This window comes from Paenirhodobacter huangdaonensis (genome assembly GCF_004022465.1).
Lineage (GTDB): Bacteria > Pseudomonadota > Alphaproteobacteria > Rhodobacterales > Rhodobacteraceae > Rhodobacter > Rhodobacter huangdaonensis.
The window spans coordinates 98,199-122,482 of record NZ_SAVA01000008.1 but is presented as its reverse complement, the minus strand read 5'-3'; the positions used below and the strand labels follow the sequence as shown (position 1 = coordinate 122,482).

27 protein-coding genes are annotated in these 24,284 nt (G+C 67.4%); 12 read left to right on the top strand and 15 right to left on the bottom strand.

Going from position 1 to position 24,284, the window contains the following annotated elements:
• Window positions 1-90: 90 nt before the first annotated feature.
• The gene (gene epmA, locus EOW66_RS14115) at window positions 91-1,155 is read left to right on the top strand and encodes an EF-P lysine aminoacylase EpmA (RefSeq protein ID WP_128156961.1); all 1,065 of its coding nucleotides are present in this window, start codon (window positions 91-93) and stop codon (window positions 1,153-1,155) included.
• Here the strand turns inward: epmA and EOW66_RS14110 are convergent.
• The 4 genes from EOW66_RS14110 to EOW66_RS14095 form a co-directional block, all read right to left on the bottom strand.
• Window positions 1,131-1,511, bottom strand: coding sequence for a DUF2237 family protein (locus EOW66_RS14110; RefSeq protein ID WP_128156960.1), 381 nt, complete (start codon window positions 1,509-1,511; stop codon window positions 1,131-1,133). The genes epmA and EOW66_RS14110 overlap by 25 nt on opposite strands.
• A gap of 13 nt (window positions 1,512-1,524) precedes the next feature.
• A complete protein-coding gene (locus EOW66_RS14105) occupies window positions 1,525-2,688 on the bottom strand; it encodes a serine hydrolase domain-containing protein (protein WP_128156959.1) in 1,164 nt (387 codons plus the stop codon).
• A gap of 102 nt (window positions 2,689-2,790) precedes the next feature.
• Window positions 2,791-3,294 carry a MarR family winged helix-turn-helix transcriptional regulator gene (locus tag EOW66_RS14100; protein WP_239017599.1) on the bottom strand — a complete coding sequence of 168 codons (504 nt, stop codon included), beginning with the start codon at window positions 3,292-3,294 and terminating at the stop codon, window positions 2,791-2,793.
• A 99-nt stretch (window positions 3,295-3,393) separates the two neighbouring features.
• The gene (locus EOW66_RS14095; RefSeq protein ID WP_128157054.1) at window positions 3,394-3,672 is read right to left on the bottom strand and encodes an FAD assembly factor SdhE; all 279 of its coding nucleotides are present in this window, start codon (window positions 3,670-3,672) and stop codon (window positions 3,394-3,396) included.
• 146 nt (window positions 3,673-3,818) lie between these two features.
• On the opposite strand from EOW66_RS14095, the gene EOW66_RS14090 reads away from it, so the two are divergent.
• Both EOW66_RS14090 and EOW66_RS14085 read left to right on the top strand, forming a co-directional pair.
• Entirely contained in the window at window positions 3,819-5,021 is a 1,203-nt protein-coding gene (locus EOW66_RS14090) for a pyridoxal phosphate-dependent aminotransferase (RefSeq protein ID WP_128156957.1), read from the top strand.
• An 11-nt stretch (window positions 5,022-5,032) separates the two neighbouring features.
• Window positions 5,033-5,458, top strand: coding sequence for a hypothetical protein (locus tag EOW66_RS14085; protein ID WP_128156956.1), 426 nt, complete (start codon window positions 5,033-5,035; stop codon window positions 5,456-5,458).
• Between the two features lie 170 nt (window positions 5,459-5,628).
• Here EOW66_RS14085 and EOW66_RS14080 read toward each other — a convergent pair whose 3' ends face one another.
• From EOW66_RS14080 to ppk2, 4 genes are all read right to left on the bottom strand, one after another.
• On the bottom strand, window positions 5,629-7,011 hold the full coding sequence (locus tag EOW66_RS14080) for an MATE family efflux transporter (RefSeq protein WP_128156955.1): 1,383 nt from the start codon (window positions 7,009-7,011) through the stop codon (window positions 5,629-5,631).
• Between the two features lie 44 nt (window positions 7,012-7,055).
• Window positions 7,056-7,631 (bottom strand): cytochrome b/b6 domain-containing protein, encoded by a 576-nt coding sequence (locus EOW66_RS14075; protein ID WP_128156954.1) that lies wholly within the window; start codon window positions 7,629-7,631, stop codon window positions 7,056-7,058.
• 68 nt (window positions 7,632-7,699) lie between these two features.
• Entirely contained in the window at window positions 7,700-8,155 is a 456-nt protein-coding gene (locus EOW66_RS14070; RefSeq protein ID WP_113898970.1) for a c-type cytochrome, read from the bottom strand.
• Between the two features lie 195 nt (window positions 8,156-8,350).
• The gene (gene ppk2 / locus EOW66_RS14065) at window positions 8,351-9,394 is read right to left on the bottom strand and encodes a polyphosphate kinase 2 (protein WP_128156953.1); all 1,044 of its coding nucleotides are present in this window, start codon (window positions 9,392-9,394) and stop codon (window positions 8,351-8,353) included.
• A 204-nt stretch (window positions 9,395-9,598) separates the two neighbouring features.
• On the opposite strand from ppk2, the gene EOW66_RS14060 reads away from it, so the two are divergent.
• From EOW66_RS14060 to EOW66_RS14045, 4 genes are all read left to right on the top strand, one after another.
• Window positions 9,599-9,811, top strand: a complete 213-nt coding sequence (locus EOW66_RS14060) for a hypothetical protein (RefSeq protein ID WP_128156952.1) — start codon at window positions 9,599-9,601, stop codon at window positions 9,809-9,811.
• A 69-nt stretch (window positions 9,812-9,880) separates the two neighbouring features.
• Entirely contained in the window at window positions 9,881-10,546 is a 666-nt protein-coding gene (locus tag EOW66_RS14055) for a glutathione S-transferase family protein (RefSeq protein ID WP_128156951.1), read from the top strand.
• A 178-nt stretch (window positions 10,547-10,724) separates the two neighbouring features.
• Window positions 10,725-12,683 carry a DNA topoisomerase IV subunit B gene (gene parE / locus EOW66_RS14050; RefSeq protein ID WP_128156950.1) on the top strand — a complete coding sequence of 653 codons (1,959 nt, stop codon included), beginning with the start codon at window positions 10,725-10,727 and terminating at the stop codon, window positions 12,681-12,683.
• Window positions 12,684-12,730: 47 nt separating this feature from the next.
• Window positions 12,731-13,717, top strand: a complete 987-nt coding sequence (locus EOW66_RS14045) for a hypothetical protein (protein ID WP_128156949.1) — start codon at window positions 12,731-12,733, stop codon at window positions 13,715-13,717.
• Here the strand turns inward: EOW66_RS14045 and EOW66_RS14040 are convergent.
• From EOW66_RS14040 to EOW66_RS14030, 3 genes are all read right to left on the bottom strand, one after another.
• Window positions 13,714-14,121: a cytochrome c gene (locus EOW66_RS14040; RefSeq protein WP_128156948.1), complete on the bottom strand. Its 408-nt coding sequence runs from the start codon at window positions 14,119-14,121 to the stop codon at window positions 13,714-13,716. The genes EOW66_RS14045 and EOW66_RS14040 overlap by 4 nt on opposite strands.
• A 91-nt stretch (window positions 14,122-14,212) precedes the next feature.
• A complete protein-coding gene (locus EOW66_RS14035; RefSeq protein WP_128156947.1) occupies window positions 14,213-14,866 on the bottom strand; it encodes a 3-oxoacid CoA-transferase subunit B in 654 nt (217 codons plus the stop codon).
• Window positions 14,867-14,878: 12 nt separating this feature from the next.
• Window positions 14,879-15,529 (bottom strand): 3-oxoacid CoA-transferase subunit A, encoded by a 651-nt coding sequence (locus EOW66_RS14030; RefSeq protein ID WP_128156946.1) that lies wholly within the window; start codon window positions 15,527-15,529, stop codon window positions 14,879-14,881.
• Window positions 15,530-16,016: 487 nt separating this feature from the next.
• Here EOW66_RS14030 and EOW66_RS14025 point away from each other — a divergent pair, with 487 nt between their 5' ends.
• The 3 genes from EOW66_RS14025 to EOW66_RS14015 are packed head-to-tail and all read left to right on the top strand — an operon-like array spanning window position 16,017 to window position 18,869.
• Window positions 16,017-17,036, top strand: a complete 1,020-nt coding sequence (locus tag EOW66_RS14025) for a TRAP transporter substrate-binding protein (protein ID WP_128156945.1) — start codon at window positions 16,017-16,019, stop codon at window positions 17,034-17,036.
• Window positions 17,033-17,578 carry a TRAP transporter small permease gene (locus tag EOW66_RS14020; RefSeq protein WP_239017593.1) on the top strand — a complete coding sequence of 182 codons (546 nt, stop codon included), beginning with the start codon at window positions 17,033-17,035 and terminating at the stop codon, window positions 17,576-17,578. The genes EOW66_RS14025 and EOW66_RS14020 overlap by 4 nt, the downstream gene beginning before the upstream one ends.
• Window positions 17,579-17,588: 10 nt before the next feature.
• Window positions 17,589-18,869 carry a TRAP transporter large permease gene (locus EOW66_RS14015; protein ID WP_128156944.1) on the top strand — a complete coding sequence of 427 codons (1,281 nt, stop codon included), beginning with the start codon at window positions 17,589-17,591 and terminating at the stop codon, window positions 18,867-18,869.
• Here EOW66_RS14015 and ftrA read toward each other — a convergent pair.
• Entirely contained in the window at window positions 18,862-19,869 is a 1,008-nt protein-coding gene (gene ftrA, locus EOW66_RS14010) for a transcriptional regulator FtrA (RefSeq protein ID WP_128156943.1), read from the bottom strand. The genes EOW66_RS14015 and ftrA overlap by 8 nt on opposite strands.
• Before the next feature lie 64 nt (window positions 19,870-19,933).
• Between ftrA and EOW66_RS14005 the strand changes: the two genes are divergently transcribed.
• Complete coding sequence (locus tag EOW66_RS14005; protein WP_128156942.1) at window positions 19,934-20,338, top strand: rhodanese-like domain-containing protein; 405 nt, start codon at window positions 19,934-19,936, stop codon at window positions 20,336-20,338.
• Window positions 20,339-20,395: 57 nt separating this feature from the next.
• Here the strand turns inward: EOW66_RS14005 and EOW66_RS14000 are convergent, their stop codons facing one another.
• Window positions 20,396-21,007 carry a 50S ribosomal protein L25/general stress protein Ctc gene (locus tag EOW66_RS14000; protein ID WP_128156941.1) on the bottom strand — a complete coding sequence of 204 codons (612 nt, stop codon included), beginning with the start codon at window positions 21,005-21,007 and terminating at the stop codon, window positions 20,396-20,398.
• Window positions 21,008-21,211: 204 nt separating this feature from the next.
• On the opposite strand from EOW66_RS14000, the gene EOW66_RS13995 reads away from it, so the two are divergent.
• Window positions 21,212-22,102, top strand: coding sequence for a bifunctional helix-turn-helix transcriptional regulator/GNAT family N-acetyltransferase (locus tag EOW66_RS13995; RefSeq protein ID WP_128156940.1), 891 nt, complete (start codon window positions 21,212-21,214; stop codon window positions 22,100-22,102).
• On the opposite strand, the gene EOW66_RS13990 is transcribed toward EOW66_RS13995, so the two are convergent.
• Window positions 22,093-23,256, bottom strand: a complete 1,164-nt coding sequence (locus EOW66_RS13990) for an alpha-hydroxy acid oxidase (protein WP_128156939.1) — start codon at window positions 23,254-23,256, stop codon at window positions 22,093-22,095. The two genes, EOW66_RS13995 and EOW66_RS13990, sit on opposite strands and share 10 nt — an antisense overlap.
• 175 nt (window positions 23,257-23,431) lie before the next feature.
• Window positions 23,432-24,223 (bottom strand): tryptophan synthase subunit alpha, encoded by a 792-nt coding sequence (gene trpA, locus EOW66_RS13985; RefSeq protein WP_128156938.1) that lies wholly within the window; start codon window positions 24,221-24,223, stop codon window positions 23,432-23,434.
• Window positions 24,224-24,284 lie beyond the last annotated feature (61 nt).

Sequence of the window (24,284 nt, the reverse complement as noted above, 5' to 3'; positions counted from 1 at the left end):
GTTCCTGGTTGTAGAAGGCAGGCTCTGGCGCCCGGATGGCTGAGCGCCTAAACCATCCGCAACGGAATTTCCAGTCGAAAGCCGCAGAACATGTCCGAGACCCCGTGGTGGAACGCCGAGCGTCACGCCGACCGCCGCCCGATCCTGCTCGCGCGCAACCGGACCCGGCGCGCGATCGGTGACTGGCTCGAAGCGCGCGACTTCATCGAGGTCGATCCCTGCGCCCTGCAGATCAGCCCCGGCAACGAGGCGCATCTGCACGCCTTCACCACCACCGCGATCGGCAATGACGGGCTGCCGCATCCGATGTATCTGCACACCTCGCCCGAATTCGCGATGAAAAAGCTGCTGGCGGCGGGCGAGCGGCGGATCTTCGCCTTCGCCCATGTCTGGCGCAACCGCGAGCGCGGCAGCCGCCACAGCCCCGAGTTCACCATGCTCGAATGGTATCGGGTGGGCGAGGATTACACCGTGCTGATGGCCGATTGCGCAGCGATGCTGCGGCTTGCGGCCGAGGCGGCGGGGGTGCGGCTGTTCCGCTATCGCGGCATCGACTGCGATCCCTTCGCCGCGCCCGAGCGGCTGAGCGTCGCCGAGGCCTTTGCCCGCCATGCCGGCATCGACCTGCTGGCCACCTGCCGCGGCGCCGAGACCGATGCCGGGGCGCTGCGCGCACAATGCCGCGCCGCGGGGATCAAGGTCGGCGACGACGACACCTGGTCGCTGATGCTGTCGAAGGTTCTGGTCGAGAAGGTCGAACCGCATCTCGGCCATGGCCGCGCCACGATCCTCGACCGCTATCCGGCGGCCGAGGCGGCGCTCGCCCGCCCCGCCCCCGATGACGACCGTGTCGCCGAGCGCTTCGAGCTCTATGCCTGCGGGGTCGAGCTGGCGAATGGCTTTGGCGAGCTGACCGATGCCGCCGAGCAGCGCCACCGCTTCGAGCTGGAGATGGAGGAGAAGGCCCGGATCTATGGCGAGCGCTATCCGATCGACGAGGATTTCCTCGCCGCCCTCGCCCAGATGCCCGCGGCCAGCGGCATCGCGCTTGGCTTCGACCGGCTGGTGATGCTGGCCACCTCGGCGCCGCGGATCGAGGACGTGCTCTGGACCCCGGTCGCCGACCCGGCTCAGAACGGCTGCAGCACCCGGTAGAGCCGCAGCACCTCGAGCGGCACCACTTCGAGCGTGCGCGCATGCGTCGCCTCGAGCGCGACGGGCGGCGCACAGCCCTCGTCATGCGCCTCGAGGAACCGCCTTGCGCACAGGCACCAGCGGTCACCGGGTTTCAGCCCGGTGAAGCCAAGCTCGGGCCGTGACGAGACGAGATCGTTGCCGACATAGCTCGACCAGGCGAGGAACTCGGGCGTCATCACCGCGCAGACGGTATGCGCACCGGCATCCTCCCAGCAGGTGTTGCAATGCCCGTCGCGGAAGAAGCCGGTGCGCGGCGCGCCCGAGCACAGCTCGAGCGGCCCGCCCAGCACGTTGACCGAAGGCTCCATCTCCATCGCGCGCTCCCCTTCAGGGAGCAGCCTGCGCGAGGGCACGGAACATCGCAAGGTTTTCCTCGTTGACGCCCTCGGCATCAAAGCCGCGATCGGCGCTGTTCACCGCGATCACCACGCCCGCCGCGGGGTTCACGTAGATGTACTGGCCATAGATCCCGCGCGCCATGTAATCGCCGCCGTGATCGGCGTTGTCGACCGGCACCCACCACTGGAAACCATAGCCCGCCCCGTCTGCCGCCTGATGCGCGGTCGAGGCCGCGACCCAGTCCGCCGGCACGATCTGGCGCCCGTTCCAAAAGCCCTTTTGCAGGAACATCTGGCCGATCCGGGCATAGTCGCGCGTGCGCAGGTTCAGCCCGCCCAGCACGAAGCCCGTGCCCTCGCCATCGGTCAGCATCACCGGGCTCGCCTCGAGCCCCATCGGCGCGATGATCCGCTCCTGCATCAGCGCGACCGGATCGCGCCCGGTGGCGCCGCGGATCACCATGCCGAGCACATGGGTGTCGATCGAGACATAGTGCATGTGGCGGCCCGGCGCCGTCGCCCGCGTCTTCAACGAGGCGGCGAAGGCATCCATCGAGCCGCCAAGCGCCAGCACCCGGCCCATGCGGTTGATGTCGGAGCCGAAGTCCATGTAATCCTCGTTGAAGGCAACGCCCGAGGACATGGTCAGCACATCGCGGATCGTCGTGCCGTCATAGGCCGAGCCCTTCAGCGCCGGCACATACTCCGTCACCTGTGCGTCGAGATCGGGGATCTTGCCCTCGGCCACCACCGTGCCGAACAGCGCCGAAAGCACCGATTTCGCCATCGACCAGCTGATCCGCAGATCGTCCGCGCCGGTGCCGAGGAAATAATCCTCCTGCACGATCTCGCCCGCGCGCAGCATCACCAGCGCGGTGACCGTGCGGCGCGTGATCCAGTCGCGCTCGGCCGGGCGGATCGGTTCTTCCGCCCCCTTCGGCAGTGCCGAGACCGGCCCCGTGCCGCGGTCAAGCACGCGCGAGCGGAACAGCCGGTCCATGTGCGAGAAGTTCTGCACGATCCGCTGTTCCGAAAACAGCCCGTTCACCGCGATGAGCCGGGTGATCTCCTCGCGCTTCCAGACGCCCACGGCGATGGCAAGCACCACCACCGCAAGCAGCACCCGCGCCCCGATCCGCATCATCCGCCGCATCCGTTCCTCCCTGCCGCGCCGGCCGCCCCTGTCGCGACCTGTGCAGAGGGAAGCACGGCGCGCCCGGGCCCGGCAAGCCCGCCCCGGCGTCAGCCGCGGGGCTCAGTAGATGTAGCGGATCTGCTCGCTCCAGGCATGCTCCATCCGGCGCAGGGTGCGGTTCATCTCCTCGATCCGGGCAAGGTCGATCGCGCCGCGCGCCTCCATGCCGCGCGCCTGGCGGCAGAAGAGTTCGGCCACCGCATCGCGCATCCGCCGCCCCTTCGCGGTCAGCCGCACCCGCACCGAGCGGCGGTCGACCTCGCTGCGCTGGTGGTGCATGTAGCCGGTCTCGACCAGCTTCTTCAGGTTGTAGCTGACATTCGAGCCCTGGTAGTAGCCGCGCGATTTCAGCTCGCCCGCGGTCACCTCGTTCTCGCCGATGTTGAACAGCAACAGCGCCTGCACCGGGTTGATGTCGAGCACCGCGGTGCGCTCGAACTCGTCCTTGATCACGTCGAGCAGCAGCCGGTGCAGCCGCTCGATCAGCGACAGGCTGTCGAGATAGCCCGCAAGCAGCACCGGCGGCGGGCAGTCCCGCTCCGCCTCGTCGCGCACCGTCGTCATGGGGGTTTGAAAGGTCATCTGTCTCTCCCGCCGCTCGTTCCCGGATCGAGACTCGCGAAGAAAAGACAAATTTCCGTTAAACCCGCCCCGCCCGGCGGCTCAGGCGCGCACGTTCAGATGCCGCGAACGGGCGAAATGGGCGATCGTCGCCAGCAGCTCGGCATAGACCTCCGGGCAGGGCAGCGCCGCCGACACCCACAGATAAAGGTCCTGGTCGTTTTCCTCGAGCAGCGCGTCATAAAGCGTCAGCGTCGCCTCGTCGAGCGAGGCGAGCGTCTCGTCCGCCCAGGGGCCGAGGATCAGGTCCATCTCCTTGGTGCCGCGCCGCCAGCTGCGCATCCGCATCCGCTTCAGCCGCGCTTCGCTCGTCTCGACGATCATAGCCGCCCCCCTGTGATGAACCCGTCACGGGCTGTGCCACCTTGGCAGGGCACGCGTCAACCCCCGCCCTGCCTGCGTCTCTTGATCGCAGCCGGGGGCAGGCGTAAAGGATGCACCCGGCAGATTCAAACCGGAGCTCTCCCATGGCCTTCCTTTCCGACACGCTTGCGCGCGTGAAACCCTCGCCGACGATCGCGGTGACGAACAAGGCCCGCGAGCTGAAGGAGGCCGGACGCGACGTGATCGGCCTCGGCGCGGGCGAGCCCGATTTCGACACGCCCGAGAACATCAAGCGCGCCGCGATCGCCGCGATCGAGAGCGGCAAGACGAAATACACCGCCGTCGACGGCATCCCGGAACTGAAGAAGGCGATCTGCGCCAAGTTCGAGCGCGAGAACGGGCTGAGCTACAAGCCCTCGCAGATCACCGTCGGCACCGGCGGCAAGCAGGTGCTCTACAACGCGCTCGTCGCCACGCTGAACCCGGGCGACGAGGTGGTGATCCCCGCCCCCTACTGGGTGAGCTACCCGGACATGGTGCTGCTCGCCGGCGGCACCCCGGTCTTCGTCGAGGGCCGGATGCAGACCGGCTACAAGATCACCGGCGCGCAGCTGGAAGCGGCGATCACGCCGAAGACGAAGTGGTTCATCTTCAACTCGCCCTCGAACCCGTCGGGCGCCGCCTATTCGCGCGAGGAACTGAAGGAGCTGACCGACGTGCTGATGCGTCACCCGCAGGTCTGGGTGATGTCGGATGACATGTACGAACACCTGACCTTCGGCGATTTCGAATTCGTCACCCCGGCACAGGTCGAACCCGGCCTCTATGACCGCACGCTGACCTGCAACGGCGTCTCCAAGGCCTATGCGATGACCGGCTGGCGCATCGGCTACGCGGGCGGCCCGGAAGCGCTGATCAAGGCGATGGGCAAGGTGCAGTCGCAGTCGACCTCGAACCCCTGCTCGATCTCGCAATATGCCGCGGTCGAGGCGCTGAACGGGCCGCAGGATTACGTCGCCGAAAGCCGCGAGGCCTTCGAGCGCCGCCGCGACCTCGTCGTCGCCGCGCTGAACACCTGCCCGGGCATCACCTGCCCGACGCCCGAGGGCGCCTTCTACGTCTATCCCTCGGTCGAGGGCTGCATCGGCAAGACCTCGAAGGGCGGCGTGAAGATCACCGATGACGAGGCCTTCGCCGCGGCGCTGCTTGAAGAGGCCGGCGTCGCCGTCGTCTTCGGCGCGGCCTTCGGCCTTTCGCCGAACTTCCGCATCAGCTACGCTACTTCGGACGCGGCGCTGACCGAGGCCTGCGCGCGGATCAAGGCCTTCTGCGAAGGGCTGAAGTAACAGGGGGCATGATGGCGGGCGATCTGCCGGACTACTATTTCCGCATCCGCGAGAACGGCGCGGCGGTGTTCAAGGTCGATACCGAGAACCGCCAGCGCCGGATCGAGATGGATCAGATCGCCGTCGTCAACATCCGGAACGGCGAGATCAAGCCGCAGGGCGACCGGCGGCTCTCTCCCGAGGACCTGGCCGAGATCGAGGCCTGGATGGCAAAGCGCGTGGCCCTTCTGGCCGCGCGCGACATCGACGACATCCTGCGCGCGGTCGATTACCTCAACCTGACCACGCATTGGGTGCAGACGAAGGCGAGCGAGGCGCAGCTCGACGAGGTGAGCGACAGCCTGCTGCTGGCGATGCACGATTTGCGCACGGTGCTGGTGCGCAAGAAGGCTGAGCGGCTGATGAAGGGCCTGCCCACCGGAGGCGGCGCCGACTGAACCGGTGCGAAGGGGGCGCTGCCCCCTCGCCGCGTGCCGCGGCTCACCCCCGGGATATTTTCAGCAATTGGAAGCGGGACGGCGCAGGTTTTCTCGAAGGTCCGGGGCTTTCTCCTTGCCCGAAAGACCTCGGGGGTGAGCGGCGCGCGCCGCGAGGGGGCAGCGCCCCCTTACGCCGCGTGCAGCCAGGGGCCGCGCCAGAAGCGCAGGATCAGGATCGTCGCGGCGCAGACGAGCCCGCAGGCAAGGCCGAGCCAGAGCCCCACCCCGCCAAGACCGAGCACGAAGGCGAGGGCATAGCCCGCCGGAATGCCGATCAGCCAGTAGCAGGCGCCGGCCACCCACATCGGCACGCGCGTGTCCTGCACCCCGCGCAGCAGCCCCATCGCCATCACCTGGGTCGAATCGAAGAGCTGGAACAGCGCCGCCACCGCAAGCAGGCGGGTGGCGAAGCCGAGGATCGCCTGCGCCTCGGGTTTCGTGCCATCGAGGAAGGGGGCGATCAGCAGTTGCGGCGCGCCGAGGAACAGGCTGACCGACAGCAGCGCGAAGAGGAAGGACAGCAGCTGCGCCACCGCCGCGCCCATCCGCAGCCGCGCGAAATCGCGTGCGCCCCGCGCCCGCCCGACCTGCACCGTTGCCGCGTTCGACAGCCCCAAGTGCACCATGAACATGATCGAGGCGAGCTCGAGCGCGATGCCATGCGCGGCGAGCTGCTCGGTGCCGATCCAGCCCATCATCACCGCCGAGGCCTGAAACATCCCGGTCTCGAAGAGCGCCGTGAGCCCGATCGGCATGCCGACGCGGAAGACCGCGCGGAAGGCCTCCCAGTCGGGGCGCCAGAAGCGCTGGAACAGCCGGAAGCGGCGCAGGTCGGGCAGCCAGGCGGCATAGATCATCAGCAATGCCGCGGTGACGATCTGCACCACCACCGAGGCCAGCGCCGCGCCACGCAGCCCCATCTCGGGCGCGCCCCAATGGCCGAAGATCAGCGCCCAGTTCAGCGCCGCGTTCAGCCCGACCCCGACGAGGGTGACCCACATCACCATCTGCGTGCGCAGCTGCGCGCTGAGATAGGCGCGCAGCACCGCGATGATCAGCGCGGGCACCATGCCGAGCATGGCGACGCGCAGATACTGCTGTGCCAGCGCCGCGGTTTCGGGCGCCTGGCCGAGCAGCCGCAGAAGCGGCCCGGAGAAGGCCATCACCGGCATCATCGCCAGCCCGAACAGGATCGACAGCCACAGCGCCATGCGCGCATCGCGCCGCACCTGGGTCTCGTCGCCCGCACCGAGCGCGGCGGCGATCTGCCCCATCACGGCATAGGAAAACCCCGAGCCGAGGATGAACAGGATGAAGAACAGCCCCGAGGCCAGCACCGCCGCGGCAAGCTCGGCCACGCCATAGCGGCCGAGCATCATCGTGTCGGTGACATGCAGCGCCATCTGCGCGAGGTTCGAGCCGACAAGCGGCAGCCCGAGCGCGAGCAGCGCACGGATATGGGCGGCGAGGGACAGCCGCGCCGGGGGGATCTGGGCCTGCGGTGAGAACATGGCCGGACGCTAGCCGAGCCGCCCGGCCGCGGCAAGGAGGATGCTCAGTCGCGACGCCGGCCGGTGATCATCGGGGTGACCAGATCCTCGCGCTTCCACAGCCGGTAGAAGACGATGGCGCCGATGTGCAGCACGACGAGCGCCGCCACCAGCCAGGCGAGGCGATGATGCCAGGAGAGCGCGAAGCGGTTCCAGTCGGTCGAGACCCAGCCCGCAAGCGGCCCGGTGTTGATGTAATCCTCGGGGTCGAGGAACAGCCCGGTCAGCACCTGCGCGCTCAGCGCCAGCAGCAGCGCGAGCACCGACCAGCCGCCAAGCGGGTTGTGGCCGGCGACATGCACGGCGCGGCGCGCGGGCAAGGTGCGGGCATAGGCGAGAACCGCCCGCGGCCCTTTCACGAAGGAGGCAAAGCGCGCGGTGCGCGGCCCGACGACGCCCCAGACGAGGCGGAAGATCAGCAGCCCGAGCACCGTGTAGCCCAGCCAGAAATGCCAGGTCATCTGCAGCGGCCCGAAATGGCCGAGCAGCCAGGCGCCGATCACGGCGACCGCAAGCAGCCAGTGGAACAGCCGCAGCGCCGGGTCCCAGATCTGCCGGCCGGTCTCGGGGGTGTCGCTCATCATCTGCTCCGTCACAAAAAGATGGTCCGGGCGCCGCCGCCCGGACCGCTGTCAGCACGCGCCCGGGATCACTCCGGCAGGCGGTACTCGTCGTGGCAGGCCTTGCAGGTGCCGCCGAACTTGCCGAAGGCCGCGGCAAAAGCACCCGCATCCTCGCCGCCCGCCGCCGCAACCAGCGCCGCGCCGGCATCCTTGAAGGCCTTTTCCTTGGCCAGGAAGTCATCGAAATTCGACCAGATCGCGGGCTTCGCGCGGTTGTCGTCCGAAATCTCGGCAACCGAGCTGCCCTCGGGGAAGAAGTCCTTGAAATCGCTTGCGAGCAGCGGAGCGAGGGCCTCTGCCTCGGTCTTCGCCGCGGCCGGATCATAGGCCTTGGCCAGCTCGCCCATCTTCTTCATCTCATAGCCGAGCTTCTTGAAATAGGTCTGGCGCGCACCGACGGCCTCCATCGGGCTGGCCACCGCGAGGGTGACGGCCCCGAGGACCATGGCGGCAGGAAGGGTCACGGTAAAGAGCTTGCGCATTCAACGACTCCTGTTGTTGGGCTGGCACCCGATCATACGCCGCCGCGCGGCATTTCCGACGCGACATATCGCATTTTTCGAAAGTGCCATGCTGCAGCGCGGCAGGTCCAGCCCGCAGGAGGCGGATTTCACGAGAATTTCAGCCAAGGCGGGAGTAGCGGCGGGAAGCCGCCGCCCCCTGCCCCGTCCCCCCGGTCAGGGCTTGGCCGGCGTGGCCCGCCGCGTTGCCGGATGCAGCGCAGCGCCAAGGATATGGTCGGCCTGATGGATCACATGGCTGGCGTGGCCCACAAGCAGCGGATCGGGCGGCGTGGCGACCGCCGGATCCTTGTCGGGATAGTCGAGCGTCGACAGGAAATGCTTCATGCAGTTCAGCCGCGCCCGCTTCTTGTCGTTCGATTTCACGATCACCCAGGGGCTGTCGGCGGTGTCGGTGTAGAAGAACATCGCCTCCTTCGCCTCGGTGTAATCGTCCCATTTGTCGAGCGAGGCGAGGTCGATCGGGCTCAGTTTCCAGCGTTTCAGCGGATCGGTCGCGCGTTCGGTGAAGCGACGGCGCTGCTCCTCGCGGGTGACCGAGAACCAGTATTTGTAAAGCCGCACCCCCGAACGCACCAGCATCCGCTCAAGATCGGGGGTCTGGCGCATGAATTCGAGATATTCGGTCGGCGTGCAGAAGCCCATCACCCGCTCGACGCCGGCGCGGTTGTACCAGCTGCGGTCATAAAAGACCATTTCGCCCGCCGTCGGCAGGTGCTCGATGTAGCGCTGGAAGAACCATTGCCCCTTCTCCACCTCGGACGGCTTGTTCAGCGCCACCACCCGCGCGAAGCGGGGGTTGAGATGCTCCATGAAGCGCTTGATCGTGCCGCCCTTGCCGGCCGCGTCACGCCCCTCGAAGAGGATGACGAATTTCTGCCCGGTCTCCTGCGCCCAAAGCTGCACCTTCAGCAGCTCGGCCTGCAGCAGCGCCTTCTCCTTCTCGTAGGCAGGGCGCCCCATCCGGCGCGGATAGGGGTATTTCCCGCTCTCGAAGGCAAACCGGATCGCATTCGGGTCGAGCTTCGGAAAGCTCTGCGGCCCCTTCAGCGCATCCTCGCCCGGCTCGGTTTCGGCCGGCCCGGTCCCGGCGGGCGCCGCGACGGTCTCGCCCCCCTCCGGCACCAGCTCTGCCGCCGGTGCAGGCACCTGCTGCGGTTCTGCTGCCGGCGCCGTCCCGCCGATGCTCTGATCTTCCATGCGCGTCCCTCCGTCTGATCCGGTGCCATCTTGCCGCAGGGCAGCGAAACTGTCCTTGACCCGTGTCAAGAAACCGTCACGAAACCGCAGGGCAGACGCGACGACGGGTCATCTTGTCTTTTCCCGCGCCCGGGATGACCCTTGCCGGGCATCGCCTGCCACATGCGAGGAGCCAGGCGGCAGGCCAGGCGCAAGGAGGAGAAGATGGCAGACCGCAATTATTGCACCGCGGGCCGGGATTCCCAGGGCCGCTGGCACATCGCCTGCCGCGAACCCGCGATGGGGTCCGTCGGCATCTTGCAGAACATGCGTTACACGCAGCAGATGTCCTCGCCGCACGACCAGCATTTCGACAAATGCGTCGCCCATATCCGGCGCATGGGCGGCACACGCTGGACCACGAACGTGCTGCCCTGAGCCCTTCCGTTCTCCCTGCGCTTCGGGCAGGATGCCCCTCCGGAACAGGCAGGGACAGGGAGAACCGCCATGATCACCCTCTACGGTGTGCACCGCTCGCGCGCCTCGCGCAACATCTGGGCGCTCGAGGAGCTCGGCCTGCCGTGGCAGCTGAAGACGGTGATCCAGGCCTACCGGCTCGAGGCGAAGGGGATCGACCCGAAGGCCCCGGGCGCGCCCTTCAACACCCGCTCGCCCGATTTCCTGCGCCTCGCGCCCGCCGGCGCGATTCCGGTGATGGAGGATGCAGGGCTGATCCTGACCGAGTCGCTCGCGATCAACCTTTACCTCGCGAAGAAGGCCGGCGGCCCGCTGGGCCCGCGCGACGCCCGCGAAGAGGCGCTGATGACGCAATGGGCGCTTTACGGCGCAACCTCGATCGAGGAGCCGGCGCTCGCGATCCAGTTCGCCCTTGCCGCCGGCAAGCCCGACGGCGCCGAGGGCGCGATCGCCGGCGCCGTCGACCGGCTGAACCGGCCGCTTGCCGTGCTCGAAACCCATCTCGGCGCACACAGCCACATGGTCGGCGGCCGCTTCACCGTGGCCGACATCAACATGGCCGAAATCCTGCGCTATGCGCAGGGCCATGCGCCGCTGATGGCGCGCTTCCCGCGCGTCGCGGGCTGGCTCAAGCTCTGTCAAGACCGTCCCGCCTTCCGCAAGATGTGGACCGCGCGCGAGGCCGAGCCCGCATAGGCGCACGCAGACCCGCCCTGCCTGCATCGGCAGCCGGAACGGCCCGGCTGCCTTTTTCTTGGCCGAAATACTCCGGGGGGGCGGCCGCAGGCCGCGGGGGGCAGCGCCCCCCGGCTTGCCCCCCCTGCCCAAGCTGCGCTATCCCTGTCCTCCACACCCAAGAAGGAAAGCGAGCAGCATGGCCGACGATCTTCTCTCCGCGCAGCCGTCCGAGACCTATGACGCCTCCTCGATCGAGGTGCTCGAGGGGCTCGAGCCGGTGCGCAAGCGTCCGGGCATGTACATCGGCGGCACCGACGAGCGCGCGCTGCACCACATGGTCGCCGAAATCCTCGACAACGCGATGGACGAGGCCGTGGCCGGCCACGCCACCCGCATCGGCGTCGAGATGAACGCCGACGGCTCGGTCACCGTCACCGACAACGGCCGCGGCATCCCGGTCGATCCGCATCCGAAATTCCCCGGCAAGTCGGCGCTCGAGGTGATCCTGTGCACGCTGCACGCGGGCGGCAAATTCTCGAACAAGGCCTATTCGACCTCGGGTGGTCTGAACGGCGTCGGCTCCTCGGTGGTGAATGCGCTCTCTGACCTGATGGTGGTGCAGGTCGCGCGCAACAAGGAGTTGTACGAGCAGCGCTTCTCGCGCGGCGTGCCGCAGGGGCCGGTAGAGAAACTGGGTGCCGCACCGAACCGCCGCGGCACCACGGTCACCTTCCACCCAGACCCCGAGATCTTCGGCTCGCTCGCGCTGAAGCCCTCGCGCCTGTTCAAGATGACGCGCTCGAAGGCCTATCTGTTCTCGGGCGTCGAGATCCGCTGGAAAAGCGCGCTTGCCGATGGCGACACGCCGATGGAGGCGACCTTCCATTTCCCGAACGGGCTTGCCGACTTCCTGAACGAGGTGCTGGCCGGCACCTCGACCTATGCCGAGCGCCCCTTCGCCGGCCGCGTCTCCTTCGAGGAGAAATTCGGCGTCCCGGGCTCGGTCGAATGGGCAATCAACTGGACGCCGGCGCGCGACGGCTTCCTGCACAGCTATTGCAACACCGTGCCCACGCCCGAGGGCGGCACGCATGAGGCGGGCTTCTGGAACGCGATCCTGAAGGGCATCCGCGCCTATGGCGAACTGTCGAACAACAAGAAGGCCGCACAGATCACCCGCGAGGACATGCTCACGGGCGGCTGCGCGCTGATCTCGATCTTCATCCGCGAGCCTTCCTTCGTCGGTCAGACCAAGGACCGGCTGAGCACGGAAGAGGCGGCGAAATGGGTCGAGGCGGCAGTGCGCGACCACTTCGACAACTGGCTTGCCGCCGACCCGAAATCGGCGGGCGCGATCCTCGATTTCCTCGTGCTGCGCGCCGAGGAACGGCTGAAGCGCCGGCAGGAAAAGGAAACCTCGCGCAAGACCGCGACGAAGAAGCTGCGCCTGCCCGGCAAGCTCGTCGACTGTTCCGCCACCAACCGCTCGGGGACCGAGCTCTTCCTCGTCGAGGGCGACTCGGCCGGCGGCTCGGCCAAGATGGCGCGCGACCGCACCCATCAGGCACTGCTTCCGCTGCGCGGCAAGATCCTGAACGTGCTGGGCGCGGCCAGTTCCAAGCTCGGCCAGAACCAGGAGATCAACGACCTCGCGCAGGCACTTGGCGTCGGCCTCGGCACGAAGTTCCGCATCGACGACCTGCGCTATGACAAGGTCATCATCATGACCGACGCCGATGTCGACGGCGCCCATATCGCCTCGCTCCTGATGACCTTCTTCTTCACCCAGATGCGGCCGCTCATTGACAAGGGCCACCTCTATCTCGCCTGCCCGCCGCTCTATCGCCTCACGCAGGGGGCGAAGCGCGTCTATGTCTCGGACGATGCCGAGAAGGAGACGATGCTGGCCAAGGGCCTTGGCGGCAAGGGCAAGATTGACGTGCAGCGCTTCAAGGGTCTGGGCGAGATGGACGCCAAGGATCTGAAGGACACGACGATGAACCCCGAGACGCGCAAGCTGATCCGGGTGACGATCGACGACGATTTCGCCGGCGAGACCGGCGATCTGGTCGAGCGGCTGATGGGCAAGAAGCCCGAGCTGCGCTTCCAGTACATCACCGAGAATGCGCGGTTCGTCGAAGAACTGGATGTCTGAGGGGGCTCAGCGCCATTTCGAGAGAGTAATTTCGAGAGAGTAAAAGCATGAAAGTAAGGAAAGAGATTCAGCGAGAAGAAGTCTCGGATGAAGTTTTGGCGTACACGACTCTTGTCAAACCCATTCTGACCGCGACACTATATGCAATCAAGCAGGATGTAATCGCGGAAACTGGCGGCTACCAGAACACAAAGCTAAAAATGCTACCTCGCCTTTACAGAGATGGCGCAGGAGATTGCGGAATCTGCTTTGAATACGCGGTTCACGAGGCAATCAAAGAAAATGACCCTCGCGTGATGAGCAGGATAGAAGACGCACTTAAAATCTGTAAAATCTCACCGCATGGCGACACAGAGTCGATCCTTTTCGGCCTCGAAAAGAATGGAAAACTTGGCCTAATTGATACCGCGAACGAATTACTGACAGACGACAGCCAATTACTTTACGGAAAGCAAGGCAGACCCGCGAAACTAAAAAGACACATAAACACAATATCCGGGGCCTTCAAAAATAGAAAAACACGGCCATCCCTGCCCACATCAATCAATGGCCTGTGGAAGACCGACCTATTTGTTGGATCCCCTTCAGTCGATAACTGGATCGGGACAAGCGTCAAAATTAACCCCAAGCAACTGGAGGGGGCAAATGGACTTCGCGTCGGCATAGTCCCAATACGCGCGGGACAAACCGACAAAGTTCGCAGAGATGAAACAAAAAACCTCGTCATATGCCCACTGCATCATGACCATGACTTTATGCAAGCTTTCTATGAGGCATGGAGGATCATCCAAGCCTTCATCAAGTCCGACGCAAAGACCCCAAAAGAAGTTCTACTGCCAGATCCAGCACAACGGGAAGTCTGCAGAATTCTTGAAGAGAGACGAGAGTTCCCTATCGTGGATGTAATCGACGCCCTAGACGTATTCGGACAATCCGGACTAGTCGAAACCTCCGTGATAGAAGTTGAAACGGAAACACTGAATAGCGATGGGGTAACGGACTTAATGATCGCTCCAAGGGGGCTAGATATTTAATTATCCATCGCCTTGACGTATTCCATCAGCTTGACCAGCCGCAGCGGCGTCGGCGTCGGGATGCCGTCGCCGCTGTCGTACAGCACCACCTGGCCTTCGGTCAGCGGCTCGAACGGGGGCATATCGCCCGCCTGCGCGCCGACCATCTCGCCGTGCTCCTTGTAGCCGACGATCTTCGACATCACCCGCGCCTCGGGGAAGATGCCCTCGTTCAGCGTGGTCAGATCGGCAAGCGGCGTCGGGCTCAGCTTCAGCTCCCGCGCGATCGGGCCCGGATCGCGGCCATTGCCGTGGCAGCCCGCGCAATAGCTCGCGTAATCCTCGGCGGGCGTCGGCACGCGGTCGGCGGCCGGCGGCAGGCAGGCGGCAAGGGCGAGCGGGGCGATCAGCATCAGGGCGCGCATCGGGGTCTTCCTTTGTTTCGCCACAAGCAAAGCACGCCGGGCGGGCGGGGGCAAGCCGACGTCCCGCCGCGCCCCCTGCCCCGGGCCGGCCTCAGGCCAGCACCATCTCGGGCACTTCGGCCGGCACGATCAGCCTGGCCTCGGTCTCGGCCAGCACCGCCTCGACCGAAACGCCCGGCGCGCGTTCGCGCAGCACCAGTCCCGCATCCGTCGGCTCGATCACCGCAAGCTCGGTCACCACCAGATCGACCCGGCGCAGCGTGGTCAGCGGCAGCGTGCAGCGCCGCACGATCTTCGACTCGCCCCTGACCGAATGCTGCATGCCGACGATCACCCGCGCCGCGCCGGTGGCAAGATCCATCGCGCCGCCCATGCCCGGCACCATCTTGCCCGGCACCATCCAGTTCGCCAGCTGCCCCGCCTCGTCGACCTGCAGCCCGCCAAGCACGGTGGCATCGACATGGCCGCCGCGGATCAGCGCAAAGCTCATCGCGCTGTCGATCGAGGCTGCCCCCGGCACCAGCGCGACGAAGCCCGCCCCGGCGTCGGTCAGGCTCGGGTTCTCGAGCCCCTCGGGCGGCAGGCCACCGAGCCCGATCACCCCGTTCTCCGCCTGGAAGAAGACGCCGCGCTCGGCCGGCACATAGCGCGCCACCAGGCTCGGCAGGCCGATGCCGAGGTTCACCAGCGTTCCGGGGGCGATCTCCTGCGCGATGCGCCGCGCGATCAGTTCCTTCGCGTTCATCTGTGTTCCTCCTCAGCCGCGCATCAACAGGTGATCGACCAGCACGCCCGGCGTCTTCACCGCATCCGGGGAGATCGCGCCCACCGGCAGGTAATGCTCGGCCTCGGCGATCACCACCCGGCCGGCAAGCGCGATGATCGGGTTGAAGTTATGCGCGGTCAGCGCATAGGTCAGGTTGCCGATGTAATCGGCCTGATGCGCGCCGATCAGGGCGAAATCGGCGGTGATCGGCAGCTCGAGCAGGAAGCGCCTGCCCGCGATCTCGATCACCCGCTTACCCTCCTCGACCTCGGTGCCAAGCCCGGTCGGCGTCAGCACCCCGCCAAGCCCCGCGCCCCCCGAGCGGATCCGCTCGATCAGCGTGCCCTGCGGCACAAGCTCGACCGCGATCTCGCCCGCCAGCATCTTTGCCTGGGTCTCGGGGTTCAGCCCGATGTGCGAGGTGACGACGCGGCGCACCGCACCCGCGGTGATCAGCTTGCCGATGCCGCGGCCCGGGTTTGCGGTGTCATTGGCGATCACCGTCAGGTCGCGGGCGCCGCGCGCCACCAGCGCATCGATCATCCGCTCGGGCGTGCCCACCCCCATGAACCCGCCGATCAGCAGGCTCGAACCGTCGGGAATCCGCTCTGCCGCGGCCTCCGGTTTCAGCGCACCCTTCATCCAGCTTCCTTTCCGCGGTCGTGCCGGCCGGGGCCGGTTCCGCCGCGCTCCTCTGCGCCGCCCCCGCGCGCCCCGGGGGCCATTTCCGTTGCCGCGACAGGGGCGCCCTGCGGCCGAAAAGCCGCTGCCCGTCACCGGGCGCAGGGTCCGTTCCGGATCCGCGATCTGCCGAAGATGCCTCTGCGTGCTCCCTCCCGGCCGCCCGAATTTCGGCCGCGGGGTCCGCCTCGCTCTCCTCCAGTGCCGCCGCTGCGGGCCGCGCCTCATGCGCCTTTCATGAAGCCTCTCATCGTCCGATGCAAGGGCACGATCGGCGCCCCGAATGTGCAATGCCGCACAAAGGACACAGCCCCGCCCCGGACGCATCCGCGGCATGGACCCTTGCGGTTTCATGCTCTAACACTTGAGCCGAAGACCATGCCGGACGTGTCCCGGGGCTCCCCCTCCGCGCCGCAGATCCGGCCTCACGCAGCAGGGAGCTGACCCAATGGCACGACATCTTCTCTCCACCGGCACCGCGATCCTTCTGGCGCTGGCAGCACCGGCCGGCGCCGAGACCACGCTGACCGTGGCGAACTGGCTGCCGCCGTCGCATCCGCTGGTCTCGGAAGTGATCGTGCCGATGACCGAGAAGATCGCCGAGGCGACGCATGGCGCGGTGAAGGCGACGATCCTGCCCGCCCCCCTCGGGCCGCCCGGCGCGCATTTCGACTTTGCGGTGAACGGCGTCGCCGACATCACCTTCGGCGTGCAGGGCTACAACCCCGGCCGGTTCAAGACCACGAACATCGTCGAGCTGCCGTTCCTTGGCGAAAGCGCCGAGGATGTCTCGGTCGCCTACTGGCGGGTGTGGGAGAAACTCCTCAAGCCCGCCGGCGAATACGATCAGGTCAAGGTGCTGGCCGTGTTCAGCCACGGCCCGGGCGAGATCTTCATGAAGGACGGCGACGTCTCCTCGCCCGACTTCCTGCAGGGCAAGAAGATCCGCGTCGGCGGCGGCATCGTGCACGAGATCGTCTCGGCGCTTGGCGCGGCGCCGGTCGAGGGACCGTCGTCCAAGGCCTATGAGCTGCTCAGCCAGGGCGTCGCCGACGGCATCACCTTCCCCTATGAATCGGTGAACTATTTCAAGCTGATCCCGCAGCTGAAGAAGGCGGTGGCGGTGCCGGGCGGGCTGTTCAACACCTCGTTCTACATCGTGATGAACAAGGCGAAATGGGACAGCCTGACGCCCGAGGAACAGGCGCAGATCGACAGCGTCACCGGCGAGGCGCTTGCCCGGATGGCCGGGCAGATGTGGGACCGTCAGGATGCGCTCGGCCGCGAGGCGATGGCCGGCAAGATCACGATCGAACCCGCGACCGCGGCGCAGATCGCCGCCTGGAAGACCGCGCTGCAGCCGCTCGTCGATGCCAAGCTTGCCGAGGCCGCCTCGACCGGGATCGACGCGACGGCCGCCGAAGCGATGCTGAAGGACGAGATCGCGAAGGAAGAGGCGGCGAAGTGAGCGACAAGGCGGCGGAGGTCTTTCTGCGCACCCCCGAGACCGACCCGTCCTCGGGCCGCCACCCCGAGCCCGCGCCGGTGCGCCGCACCCGCGCGCGGCTCGCACTCGCCGCGATCTGCGGCGCGATGCTGCTGGCAATGATGGGGCTGACCGTCGCCGACGTGCTCGGCCGCTACCTGCTCGGCGCGCCGATCACCGGCGCGACCGAGCTGACCGAGATGATGCTCGCCGCGGTGATCTTCCTCGGCCTGCCGGCGGTCAGCCTCGACCGCGACCACGTCACCGTCGACATCGTGACCGAGCACCTGCCCGCCCGCCTCCAGCCCTGGCGCGAGCTGCTGGCGGCGCTGGTCTCGGCGGCGATGCTGAGCGTCGTCGGCTGGCGGATCTGGGTCTATGCCGGGCAGATCGCCGGATACGGCGGGGCGACGAACTCGCTGCGCCTGCCGATCGCGCCGCTGGGCTATCTGGCCGCGGCCTGCTGCGCCCTCGGCGCGGTCTTCACCCTTTATGCCGCGCTGCGCGGCCTGCGGCGCAAGTGACGGGGACATGATGGAACATTGGCAGCTTGGCATCGCGATCCTTCTCGTGCTGCTTCTGGGCGGCGTGCCGATCGCCTTCGCGCTGGCCGCGGTGGGGCTCGTCGGCACGATCTCGATCATCGGCTGGGCGCCGGCGATGGCGCTGCTCGGCTCGACCTTCTTCGACAATGGCCGCGACTATTCGCTGTCGGTGCTGCCGCTGTTCCTGATGATGGGCAATTTCGTGGTGCAATCGGGCATCGCGAGCGAGCTCTACAACGCCGCCTATGCCTGGCTGCGCCATCGCAAGGGGGGCCTCGCCACGGCGACGGTGATCGCCTGCGGCGCCTTCAGCTCGGTTTGCGGCTCGTCGATGGCGACCGCGGCGACGATGACCCGCATCGCGCTGCCGTCGATGCGCCGCTTCGGCTATCCCGACCGGCTTTCCACCGCCTCGATCGCGGCGGGTGGCACGCTCGGCATCCTGATCCCGCCCTCGGTGATCCTCGTCTTCTACGGGATCATGACGCAGCAGGACATCGGCAAGCTCTTCCTTGCCGGCATCATCCCCGGCCTCCTCGGCATCTTCGGCTATGCGATGGCGGTGCGCTTTTCCGTGGCCATGGCCAAGGACGATTTGCCGGTCGAGCCGAAGCTGCCGCTGAAGGACCGCATCCTTGCACTGAAGGGCACGGCCGGGGCGCTGCTGCTCTTCGTCTATGTGATGGGCGGCATCTATCTGGGCGTCTTCACCCCGACCGAAAGTGCCGGCATGGGCGCGGGCGGGGCGCTGCTGCTGACGATCCTGTCGCGGCGCTTCAGCTGGGGCTCGCTGCTCGACGTGCTCTATGACACGATGAAGACGACGGCGATGATGTTCTTCATCCTGTTCGGCGCGCTGACCTTCTCGAACTATGTCAACCTCTCCGGCATGACCCGCGATATCCAGGCCTTTCTCGAGGCCTTCGGTGGCAATCGCTGGGGGGTGATCTTCCTGATCCTGCTGATCTATCTGGTGCTCGGCTGCGTGTTCGAGAGCCTGTCGATGATCATGCTGACGGTGCCGGTGTTCTACCCGATCGTCGCGGCGCAGGGGTTCGACCTGATCTGGTTCGGCATCTTCGTGGTGGTGGTGACGGAAATTTCCTACATCACCCCGCCGGTCGGGCTGAACGCCTTCGTGCTGCGCTCGGTGGTGCCGGATGTGGCGCTTGGCACGATCTTCCGCGGCCTTGGCCCGTTCATCGTCGCCGACGCGATCCGCATCGCGCTGCTGACGCTGGTGCCGGGGCTCGTGCTCTTCCTCACCTGAGGGTGCGGCCGAACTGCCGCCGCCACGCCCCGGGCGAAAGCCCGTAGCGGGCGTGGAAGGCGCGGCGCAGCACTGCGGCTGAACCAAAGCCCGCGGCTTCGGCCACCGCCTCGAGCGGCGCGGCCGAGGTCTCCAAAAGCTCCGCCGCCCGCGCCAGCCGCGCCTGCGCCTGATAGCGCGCGGGCGTGCTGCCCGTCGCCTCGGCAAAGCGGCGCAGGAAGGTGCGCTCGGACATCCCCGCGCGCGCCGCCAGCACCCGCGCCGCTGGCGTCTCGGCCAGATCGCGCGTCAGCGCCTCGAGGATCGGCGCGAGCCGCCCGCCCTCGCCCGCGCGCGGCACCGGGCGCAGCAGGAACTGCGCCTGCCCGCCCTCGCGCGAGGCCGGCATGACAAGGCGCCGCGCGACAAGATTCGCGGCCTCGGCGCCGAAATCGCGCCGCACGATGTGCAGGCCAAGGTCCATCCCCGCGGCCGAACCGGCCGAGGTCAGGATCTGTCCCTCGTCGACGAAGAGCACGTCGGGTTCCACCCGCACCGCCGGAAAGCGCGCGGCCAGCGCTTCGGCATAGCGCCAATGCGTCACCGCCCGCCGGCCATCGAGCAGCCCCGTCGCGGCCAGCACGAAGGCCCCCGAGCAGATCGAGGCGAGCCGCGCCCCGCCCGCATGGGCCGCCCGCAGCGCCGCGATCAGCGCCGCGGGCACCGGCGTGTCAATGCCGCGCCAGCCCGGCACCACGATCAGCCCGGCGTCCTGCAGAAGCTCCAGCCCGCCGTCGCAGCCGATGCGCAGCCCGCCCTCGGCCCGCATCGGCCCGGGATCGACCGCGGCCGTCGCGCAGCGATACCAGCTCGGCCCCATCTCGGGGCGGGCGAGGCCGAAGATCTCGGTCGCGATGCCGAACTCGAAGGTGCACAGCCCGTCATAGGCCAGCACCGCGACGCGCGGGTTGGCAATCGGCGGCAGGGCAAGCTTTGGCAGGATCTGTGCGCTCGTTGTCATGCTGCCAGCTTACGCCCGCAGGCGCCGGCTGCCAAGATCCGGCCATCGACCAAAGGAGAGCCCGATGAACCCCGTCCTTGCCCGCCCCGCCCCCGTCCCCGAAAGCCTGATCGCGCCGCTGGCGCAGCAATGTGCGCTGCACACCGACTGCCACGATGTGCATGACGCGATGGCCCTGCCCGATCCGGGCTTCGTGCTGCTGCATGTGATGGGCACGCCCGAGACCTACGCCCGCCGCCATGTGCCGGGCGCGCGGTTCCTGCCGCACCGACTGCTGAGCGCCGAGCGGCTGGCCGACTGGCCCGCCGACACGCTTTTCGTCGTCTATTGCTCGGGCCCGCATTGCAACGCGGCCGAGCAGGCGGCACTCGCCCTCGCCCGGCTGGGCCGGCCGGTGAAGATCATGCTGGGCGGGATTCTCGGCTGGGACTTCGAGGGCTTCGCCTTCGAGACCGGCGCGCAGCCCTGAAAACGAAAACGCGGGGCCACCTGGACCCCGCGTTGCCGATTCTTCCGGAAGCCGAACTCAGGCTTCGGCTTCGCCTTCAGCGGCTTCGGCCGAGACCAGACCCGACGGCGCCGCGATGTTGGCGACGACGAAGTTGCGGTCGACGGTCGGCTTGCAGCCTTCCGGCAGCGGGATGTCGTTGATGTGGATGACATCACCGATCAGCTTGCCGGTCAGGTCGACGGTGATGTGATCCGGGATGTCCCCGGCCAGCACCTCGAGTTCGACCTCGGGACGCACGACGGTCAGGGTGCCGCCACGCTTCAGGCCCGGCGCGGCCTCGCCGTTGTCGAAGTTCACGTGGATGAACAGGTTGATGCGCGAGGCACGGTGGGTGCGCATGAAGTCGATGTGGGTCGGCAGGTCCTTGACCACATCCTTCTGCACGCCGCGGCAGATCACGCGCACGTCTTCCTGGCCTTCAACCTTGAGGTTGAAGAGGGTCGACATGAAGCGGCCCTTGCGCAGGCGGGTGAGCAGCTTGTTGTAGTCGAAGTTCAGAGCCACCGGCTCCTTGCCGTCACCGTAGACGATACCGGGCACCATGCCCTGACGACGTGCAGCGCGAGCGGCCCCCTTGCCCGTCCCCGTGCGCACGACGGCTTCGATCGTTTCGATCTCTTTAGCCATTTGGGAATTCCTTACATCTGGCGTTTCGGGCCGCCTCCAAGGGTGCCGGCCCATGAGGCGGTGCGGATAAGCCGAAAAGGCCTGTTTGGCAAGGCCAAAGTGGCCGTCGCGCCGGCTCCGGCGGCCGCGCGCGCGGCGGCGGGGATTGCGCGGCGGAATTGCCTGATGTAAGTCAGGTAAAATACCAGATGAAGGTCAGACATCATGCCCACCCCCGCCGATGCCATCGCCCGCGTGCGCCGCTTCAACCGCGCCATCACCCGTGCCGTCGGCGCGCTCAACACCTCGTTTCTCGACCGCGGCCGGCCGCTCGGCGCGGCGCGGGTGCTGAACGCGATCGGTCAGGGCCGCAGCGATCTGGGCGAGATCCGCGCCTATCTCGGCCTCGATTCGGGGCTGATGAGCCGGCTCCTGCGCGGGCTCGAGGCCGAGGGGCTGGTCGAGACCGTCCCCGATGCGCAGGACAGCCGGCGCCGGGTGGTGCGTCTGACCCCGGCGGGCGCCGCGGAATTTTCCGAATACGAACGGCTGTCCGACGCCCAGGCGGCGGGCATCCTCGCCACCCACCCCGCCCCCGAGGCCCTGCTCGCCGCGATGGACCTGATCGGCTCCGCGCTCGGGCGCGACCGGATCACGCTCGAGACGCAAGATCCGCGCAGCCCCGCCGCACTGCAGTGCCTGCGCGCCTATTATGCCGAGCTGGCCGCGCGCCTGCCGCACAGCTTCGACGTCTCGCTCTCCTGCGACCCGCAGGCCGAGGCGATGATGGCGCCGCACGGCGCCTTCCTTGTCGCGATGTCGGACGGGCTGCCGCTCGGCTGCGTCGGGCTGAAGGGCACCGATGCGGGCTATGCCGAGATCAAGCGGCTCTGGGTGGCGCCGGCGGCGCGCGGGCTTGGCCTGGCGCGCCGGCTGATGGCGGCGGCAGAGGCGGCGGCGCAGGGGCTTGGCATCGCGCTGCTGCGGCTCGACACCAACAGCGCCCTGCCCGAGGCGGTCGCGCTTTACCACGCCACCGGCTGGACCGAGATCGCGCGGTTCAACGACGATCCCTATCCCGACGTCTTCTTCGAAAAACGCCTCGCTCAGGCGTAGCTGTCGAAGAAGCCCTCGGGCACCAGCAGGTTCTCGCGCCGCAGGGCCTTCACGTCACGCTCGCCGCACAGCGCCATCGAGGTGTCGAGCTCCTTGCGGATGATCTCGAGCGCGGTGGTCACGCCCGCCTCGCCCATGGCACCGAGACCATAGATGAAGGCGCGGCCGATCATCGTGCCGGTCGCGCCGAGCGCCAGCGCCTTCAGCACGTCCTGGCCCGAGCGGATGCCGCTGTCGAGGAAGACCTCGGTCCGGTCGCCGACGGCCGCGAGGATCGAGGGCAGCATGCGGATCGTCGACAGCGCGCCATCGAGCTGCCGGCCACCGTGGTTCGACACCACGATCGCATCGGCACCGAAATCTGCCGCCATCCGCGCGTCCTCGGCGTCAAGGATCCCCTTCAGGATCAGCTTGCCGCCCCACTGGTCGCGGATCCGGGCGATCTTCGACCAGTCGAGCTTCGGGTCGAACTGCTCGGCGGTCCAGGTCATCAGCGAGGACGGATCCTCCACCCCCTTCGCATGGCCGACAATATTGCCGAAGAAGCGCCGCGGCGTGCCCAGCATCTCGAGCCCCCACTGCACCTTCGTCGCCATGTTGACGATGTTGGGCAGGGTCAGCTTCGGCGGCGCCGAGAGGCCGTTCTTCAGATCCTTGTGGCGCTGCCCGAGGATCTGCAGGTCGAGCGTCAGCACCAGCGCCGAACAGCCCGCCTTCTTCGCCCGCGCGATGATCGCATCGACGAAATCCTCGTCGCGCATCACGTAAAGCTGGAACCAGAACGGCGCGGGCGACTGCGCCGCCACATCCTCGATCGAGCAGATCGACATCGTCGAGAGGGTGAAGGGCACGCCGAATTTCGCCGCCGCCCGCGCCGCCTTGATCTCGCCGTCGGCGCGCTGCATGCCGGTCATCCCGACCGGGGCCAGCGCCACCGGCATCGCCACCTTCTGGCCGATCATCGCGCTTTCGGTGCTGCGCCCCGACATGTCGACGGCCACCTTCTGCCGCAGCCGGACCTGCGCGAAATCCGAGATGTTCTCGCGGAAGGTCTGTTCGGTGTAGGAGCCGCTCTCGCAATAGTCGAAGAACATCTTCGGCGTGCGCTTGCGGTGCAGCTCCTTCAGATCGGCGATGCAGGTGATGACGGCCATGGAAAACCTCCGCTTCCGGTAATGTCGCCTTACCAATTCAAGCGGGAAAGATCAATCCGCCGGAAAGCCCCGCCTTCACCACCCGGCTTTCTTCTTGGCGAAAATACCTTCGGGGGGTGAATGCCGAAGGCAGAGGGGGGCAGACAGCCCCCCGCGCGCGCCACCAGGACCGCCCTCAGGCGGAATGCGCCCCCGCGGCCAGCTCGGCCACGCGGGCCAGAACCTCGGCCGGGGACTTGCCCTCGCCCACCAGCTTCACGATCGCCGAGCCGACGACACAGCCATCGGCCACGCCCGCGATGGTGCGCGCGGCCTCCGGCGTCGAGATGCCGAAGCCCACCACCACCGGCAGATCGGTCGAGGCCTTGATCCGCGCGACTTCGGGGCCGACGTCGCCCGCCTGCGCCGCCTGACTGCCGGTGATGCCGGTGACCGAGACGTAATAGACAAAGCCCGAGGTGTTCTGCAGCACCTTCGGCAGGCGCTTGTCATCGGTCGTCGGCGTCGCGAGCCGGATGAAGTTCAGCCCCGCCCGCATCGCCGGGATGCAGAGTTCCGCATCCTCCTCGGGCGGCAGGTCGACGACGATCAGCCCGTCGACACCGGCCTTCAGCGCATCGGCCACGAACGTCTCGCTGCCGCGGTTATAGATCGGGTTGTAATAGCCCATCATCACGATCGGCGTGACATTGTCGGTCTTGCGGAACTCGGCCACCATGTCGAGCGTCTTCTGCAGGGTCTGGCCGCCGTCGAGCGCACGCTGGCCGGCGAGCTGGATCGTCGGGCCGTCCGCCATCGGATCGGTGAAGGGCATGCCGAGCTCGATCACGTCGACGCCCGCCGCGGGCATCCCCTTCATCACCGCGAGCGAGGTCTCGATGTCCGGGTCTCCCGCCATGATATAGGCGACGAAGGCCTTCTTCCCCTCGGCCTTCAGCGCGGCAAATCTGGCATCAATGCGAGTCATGTGCGGTCCCCTGCTCTGTCCGCCCGGGTTTGCGGCATGGGGGCGGGAAAATCAATGCCGA

What these genes read in the sequence shown, in the direction of transcription:
- epmA (WP_128156961.1), top strand. Translation starts at nt 91, where the DNA reads ATGTCCGAGACCCCGTGGTGGAACGCCGAGCGTCACGCCGACCGCCGC.
- EOW66_RS14110 (WP_128156960.1), bottom strand. Translation starts at nt 1,511, where the DNA reads ATGGAGATGGAGCCTTCGGTCAACGTGCTGGGCGGGCCGCTCGAGCTG.
- EOW66_RS14105 (WP_128156959.1), bottom strand. Translation starts at nt 2,688, where the DNA reads ATGCGGCGGATGATGCGGATCGGGGCGCGGGTGCTGCTTGCGGTGGTG.
- EOW66_RS14100 (WP_239017599.1), bottom strand. Translation starts at nt 3,294, where the DNA reads ATGACGACGGTGCGCGACGAGGCGGAGCGGGACTGCCCGCCGCCGGTG.
- EOW66_RS14090 (WP_128156957.1), top strand. Translation starts at nt 3,819, where the DNA reads ATGGCCTTCCTTTCCGACACGCTTGCGCGCGTGAAACCCTCGCCGACG.
- EOW66_RS14085 (WP_128156956.1), top strand. Translation starts at nt 5,033, where the DNA reads ATGGCGGGCGATCTGCCGGACTACTATTTCCGCATCCGCGAGAACGGC.
- EOW66_RS14080 (WP_128156955.1), bottom strand. Translation starts at nt 7,011, where the DNA reads ATGTTCTCACCGCAGGCCCAGATCCCCCCGGCGCGGCTGTCCCTCGCC.
- EOW66_RS14075 (WP_128156954.1), bottom strand. Translation starts at nt 7,631, where the DNA reads ATGAGCGACACCCCCGAGACCGGCCGGCAGATCTGGGACCCGGCGCTG.
- EOW66_RS14070 (WP_113898970.1), bottom strand. Translation starts at nt 8,155, where the DNA reads ATGCGCAAGCTCTTTACCGTGACCCTTCCTGCCGCCATGGTCCTCGGG.
- ppk2 (WP_128156953.1), bottom strand. Translation starts at nt 9,394, where the DNA reads ATGGAAGATCAGAGCATCGGCGGGACGGCGCCGGCAGCAGAACCGCAG.
- EOW66_RS14060 (WP_128156952.1), top strand. Translation starts at nt 9,599, where the DNA reads ATGGCAGACCGCAATTATTGCACCGCGGGCCGGGATTCCCAGGGCCGC.
- EOW66_RS14055 (WP_128156951.1), top strand. Translation starts at nt 9,881, where the DNA reads ATGATCACCCTCTACGGTGTGCACCGCTCGCGCGCCTCGCGCAACATC.
- parE (WP_128156950.1), top strand. Translation starts at nt 10,725, where the DNA reads ATGGCCGACGATCTTCTCTCCGCGCAGCCGTCCGAGACCTATGACGCC.
- EOW66_RS14045 (WP_128156949.1), top strand. Translation starts at nt 12,731, where the DNA reads ATGAAAGTAAGGAAAGAGATTCAGCGAGAAGAAGTCTCGGATGAAGTT.
- EOW66_RS14040 (WP_128156948.1), bottom strand. Translation starts at nt 14,121, where the DNA reads ATGCGCGCCCTGATGCTGATCGCCCCGCTCGCCCTTGCCGCCTGCCTG.
- EOW66_RS14035 (WP_128156947.1), bottom strand. Translation starts at nt 14,866, where the DNA reads ATGAACGCGAAGGAACTGATCGCGCGGCGCATCGCGCAGGAGATCGCC.
- EOW66_RS14030 (WP_128156946.1), bottom strand. Translation starts at nt 15,529, where the DNA reads ATGAAGGGTGCGCTGAAACCGGAGGCCGCGGCAGAGCGGATTCCCGAC.
- EOW66_RS14025 (WP_128156945.1), top strand. Translation starts at nt 16,017, where the DNA reads ATGGCACGACATCTTCTCTCCACCGGCACCGCGATCCTTCTGGCGCTG.
- EOW66_RS14015 (WP_128156944.1), top strand. Translation starts at nt 17,589, where the DNA reads ATGGAACATTGGCAGCTTGGCATCGCGATCCTTCTCGTGCTGCTTCTG.
- ftrA (WP_128156943.1), bottom strand. Translation starts at nt 19,869, where the DNA reads ATGACAACGAGCGCACAGATCCTGCCAAAGCTTGCCCTGCCGCCGATT.
- EOW66_RS14005 (WP_128156942.1), top strand. Translation starts at nt 19,934, where the DNA reads ATGAACCCCGTCCTTGCCCGCCCCGCCCCCGTCCCCGAAAGCCTGATC.
- EOW66_RS14000 (WP_128156941.1), bottom strand. Translation starts at nt 21,007, where the DNA reads ATGGCTAAAGAGATCGAAACGATCGAAGCCGTCGTGCGCACGGGGACG.
- EOW66_RS13995 (WP_128156940.1), top strand. Translation starts at nt 21,212, where the DNA reads ATGCCCACCCCCGCCGATGCCATCGCCCGCGTGCGCCGCTTCAACCGC.
- EOW66_RS13990 (WP_128156939.1), bottom strand. Translation starts at nt 23,256, where the DNA reads ATGGCCGTCATCACCTGCATCGCCGATCTGAAGGAGCTGCACCGCAAG.
- trpA (WP_128156938.1), bottom strand. Translation starts at nt 24,223, where the DNA reads ATGACTCGCATTGATGCCAGATTTGCCGCGCTGAAGGCCGAGGGGAAG.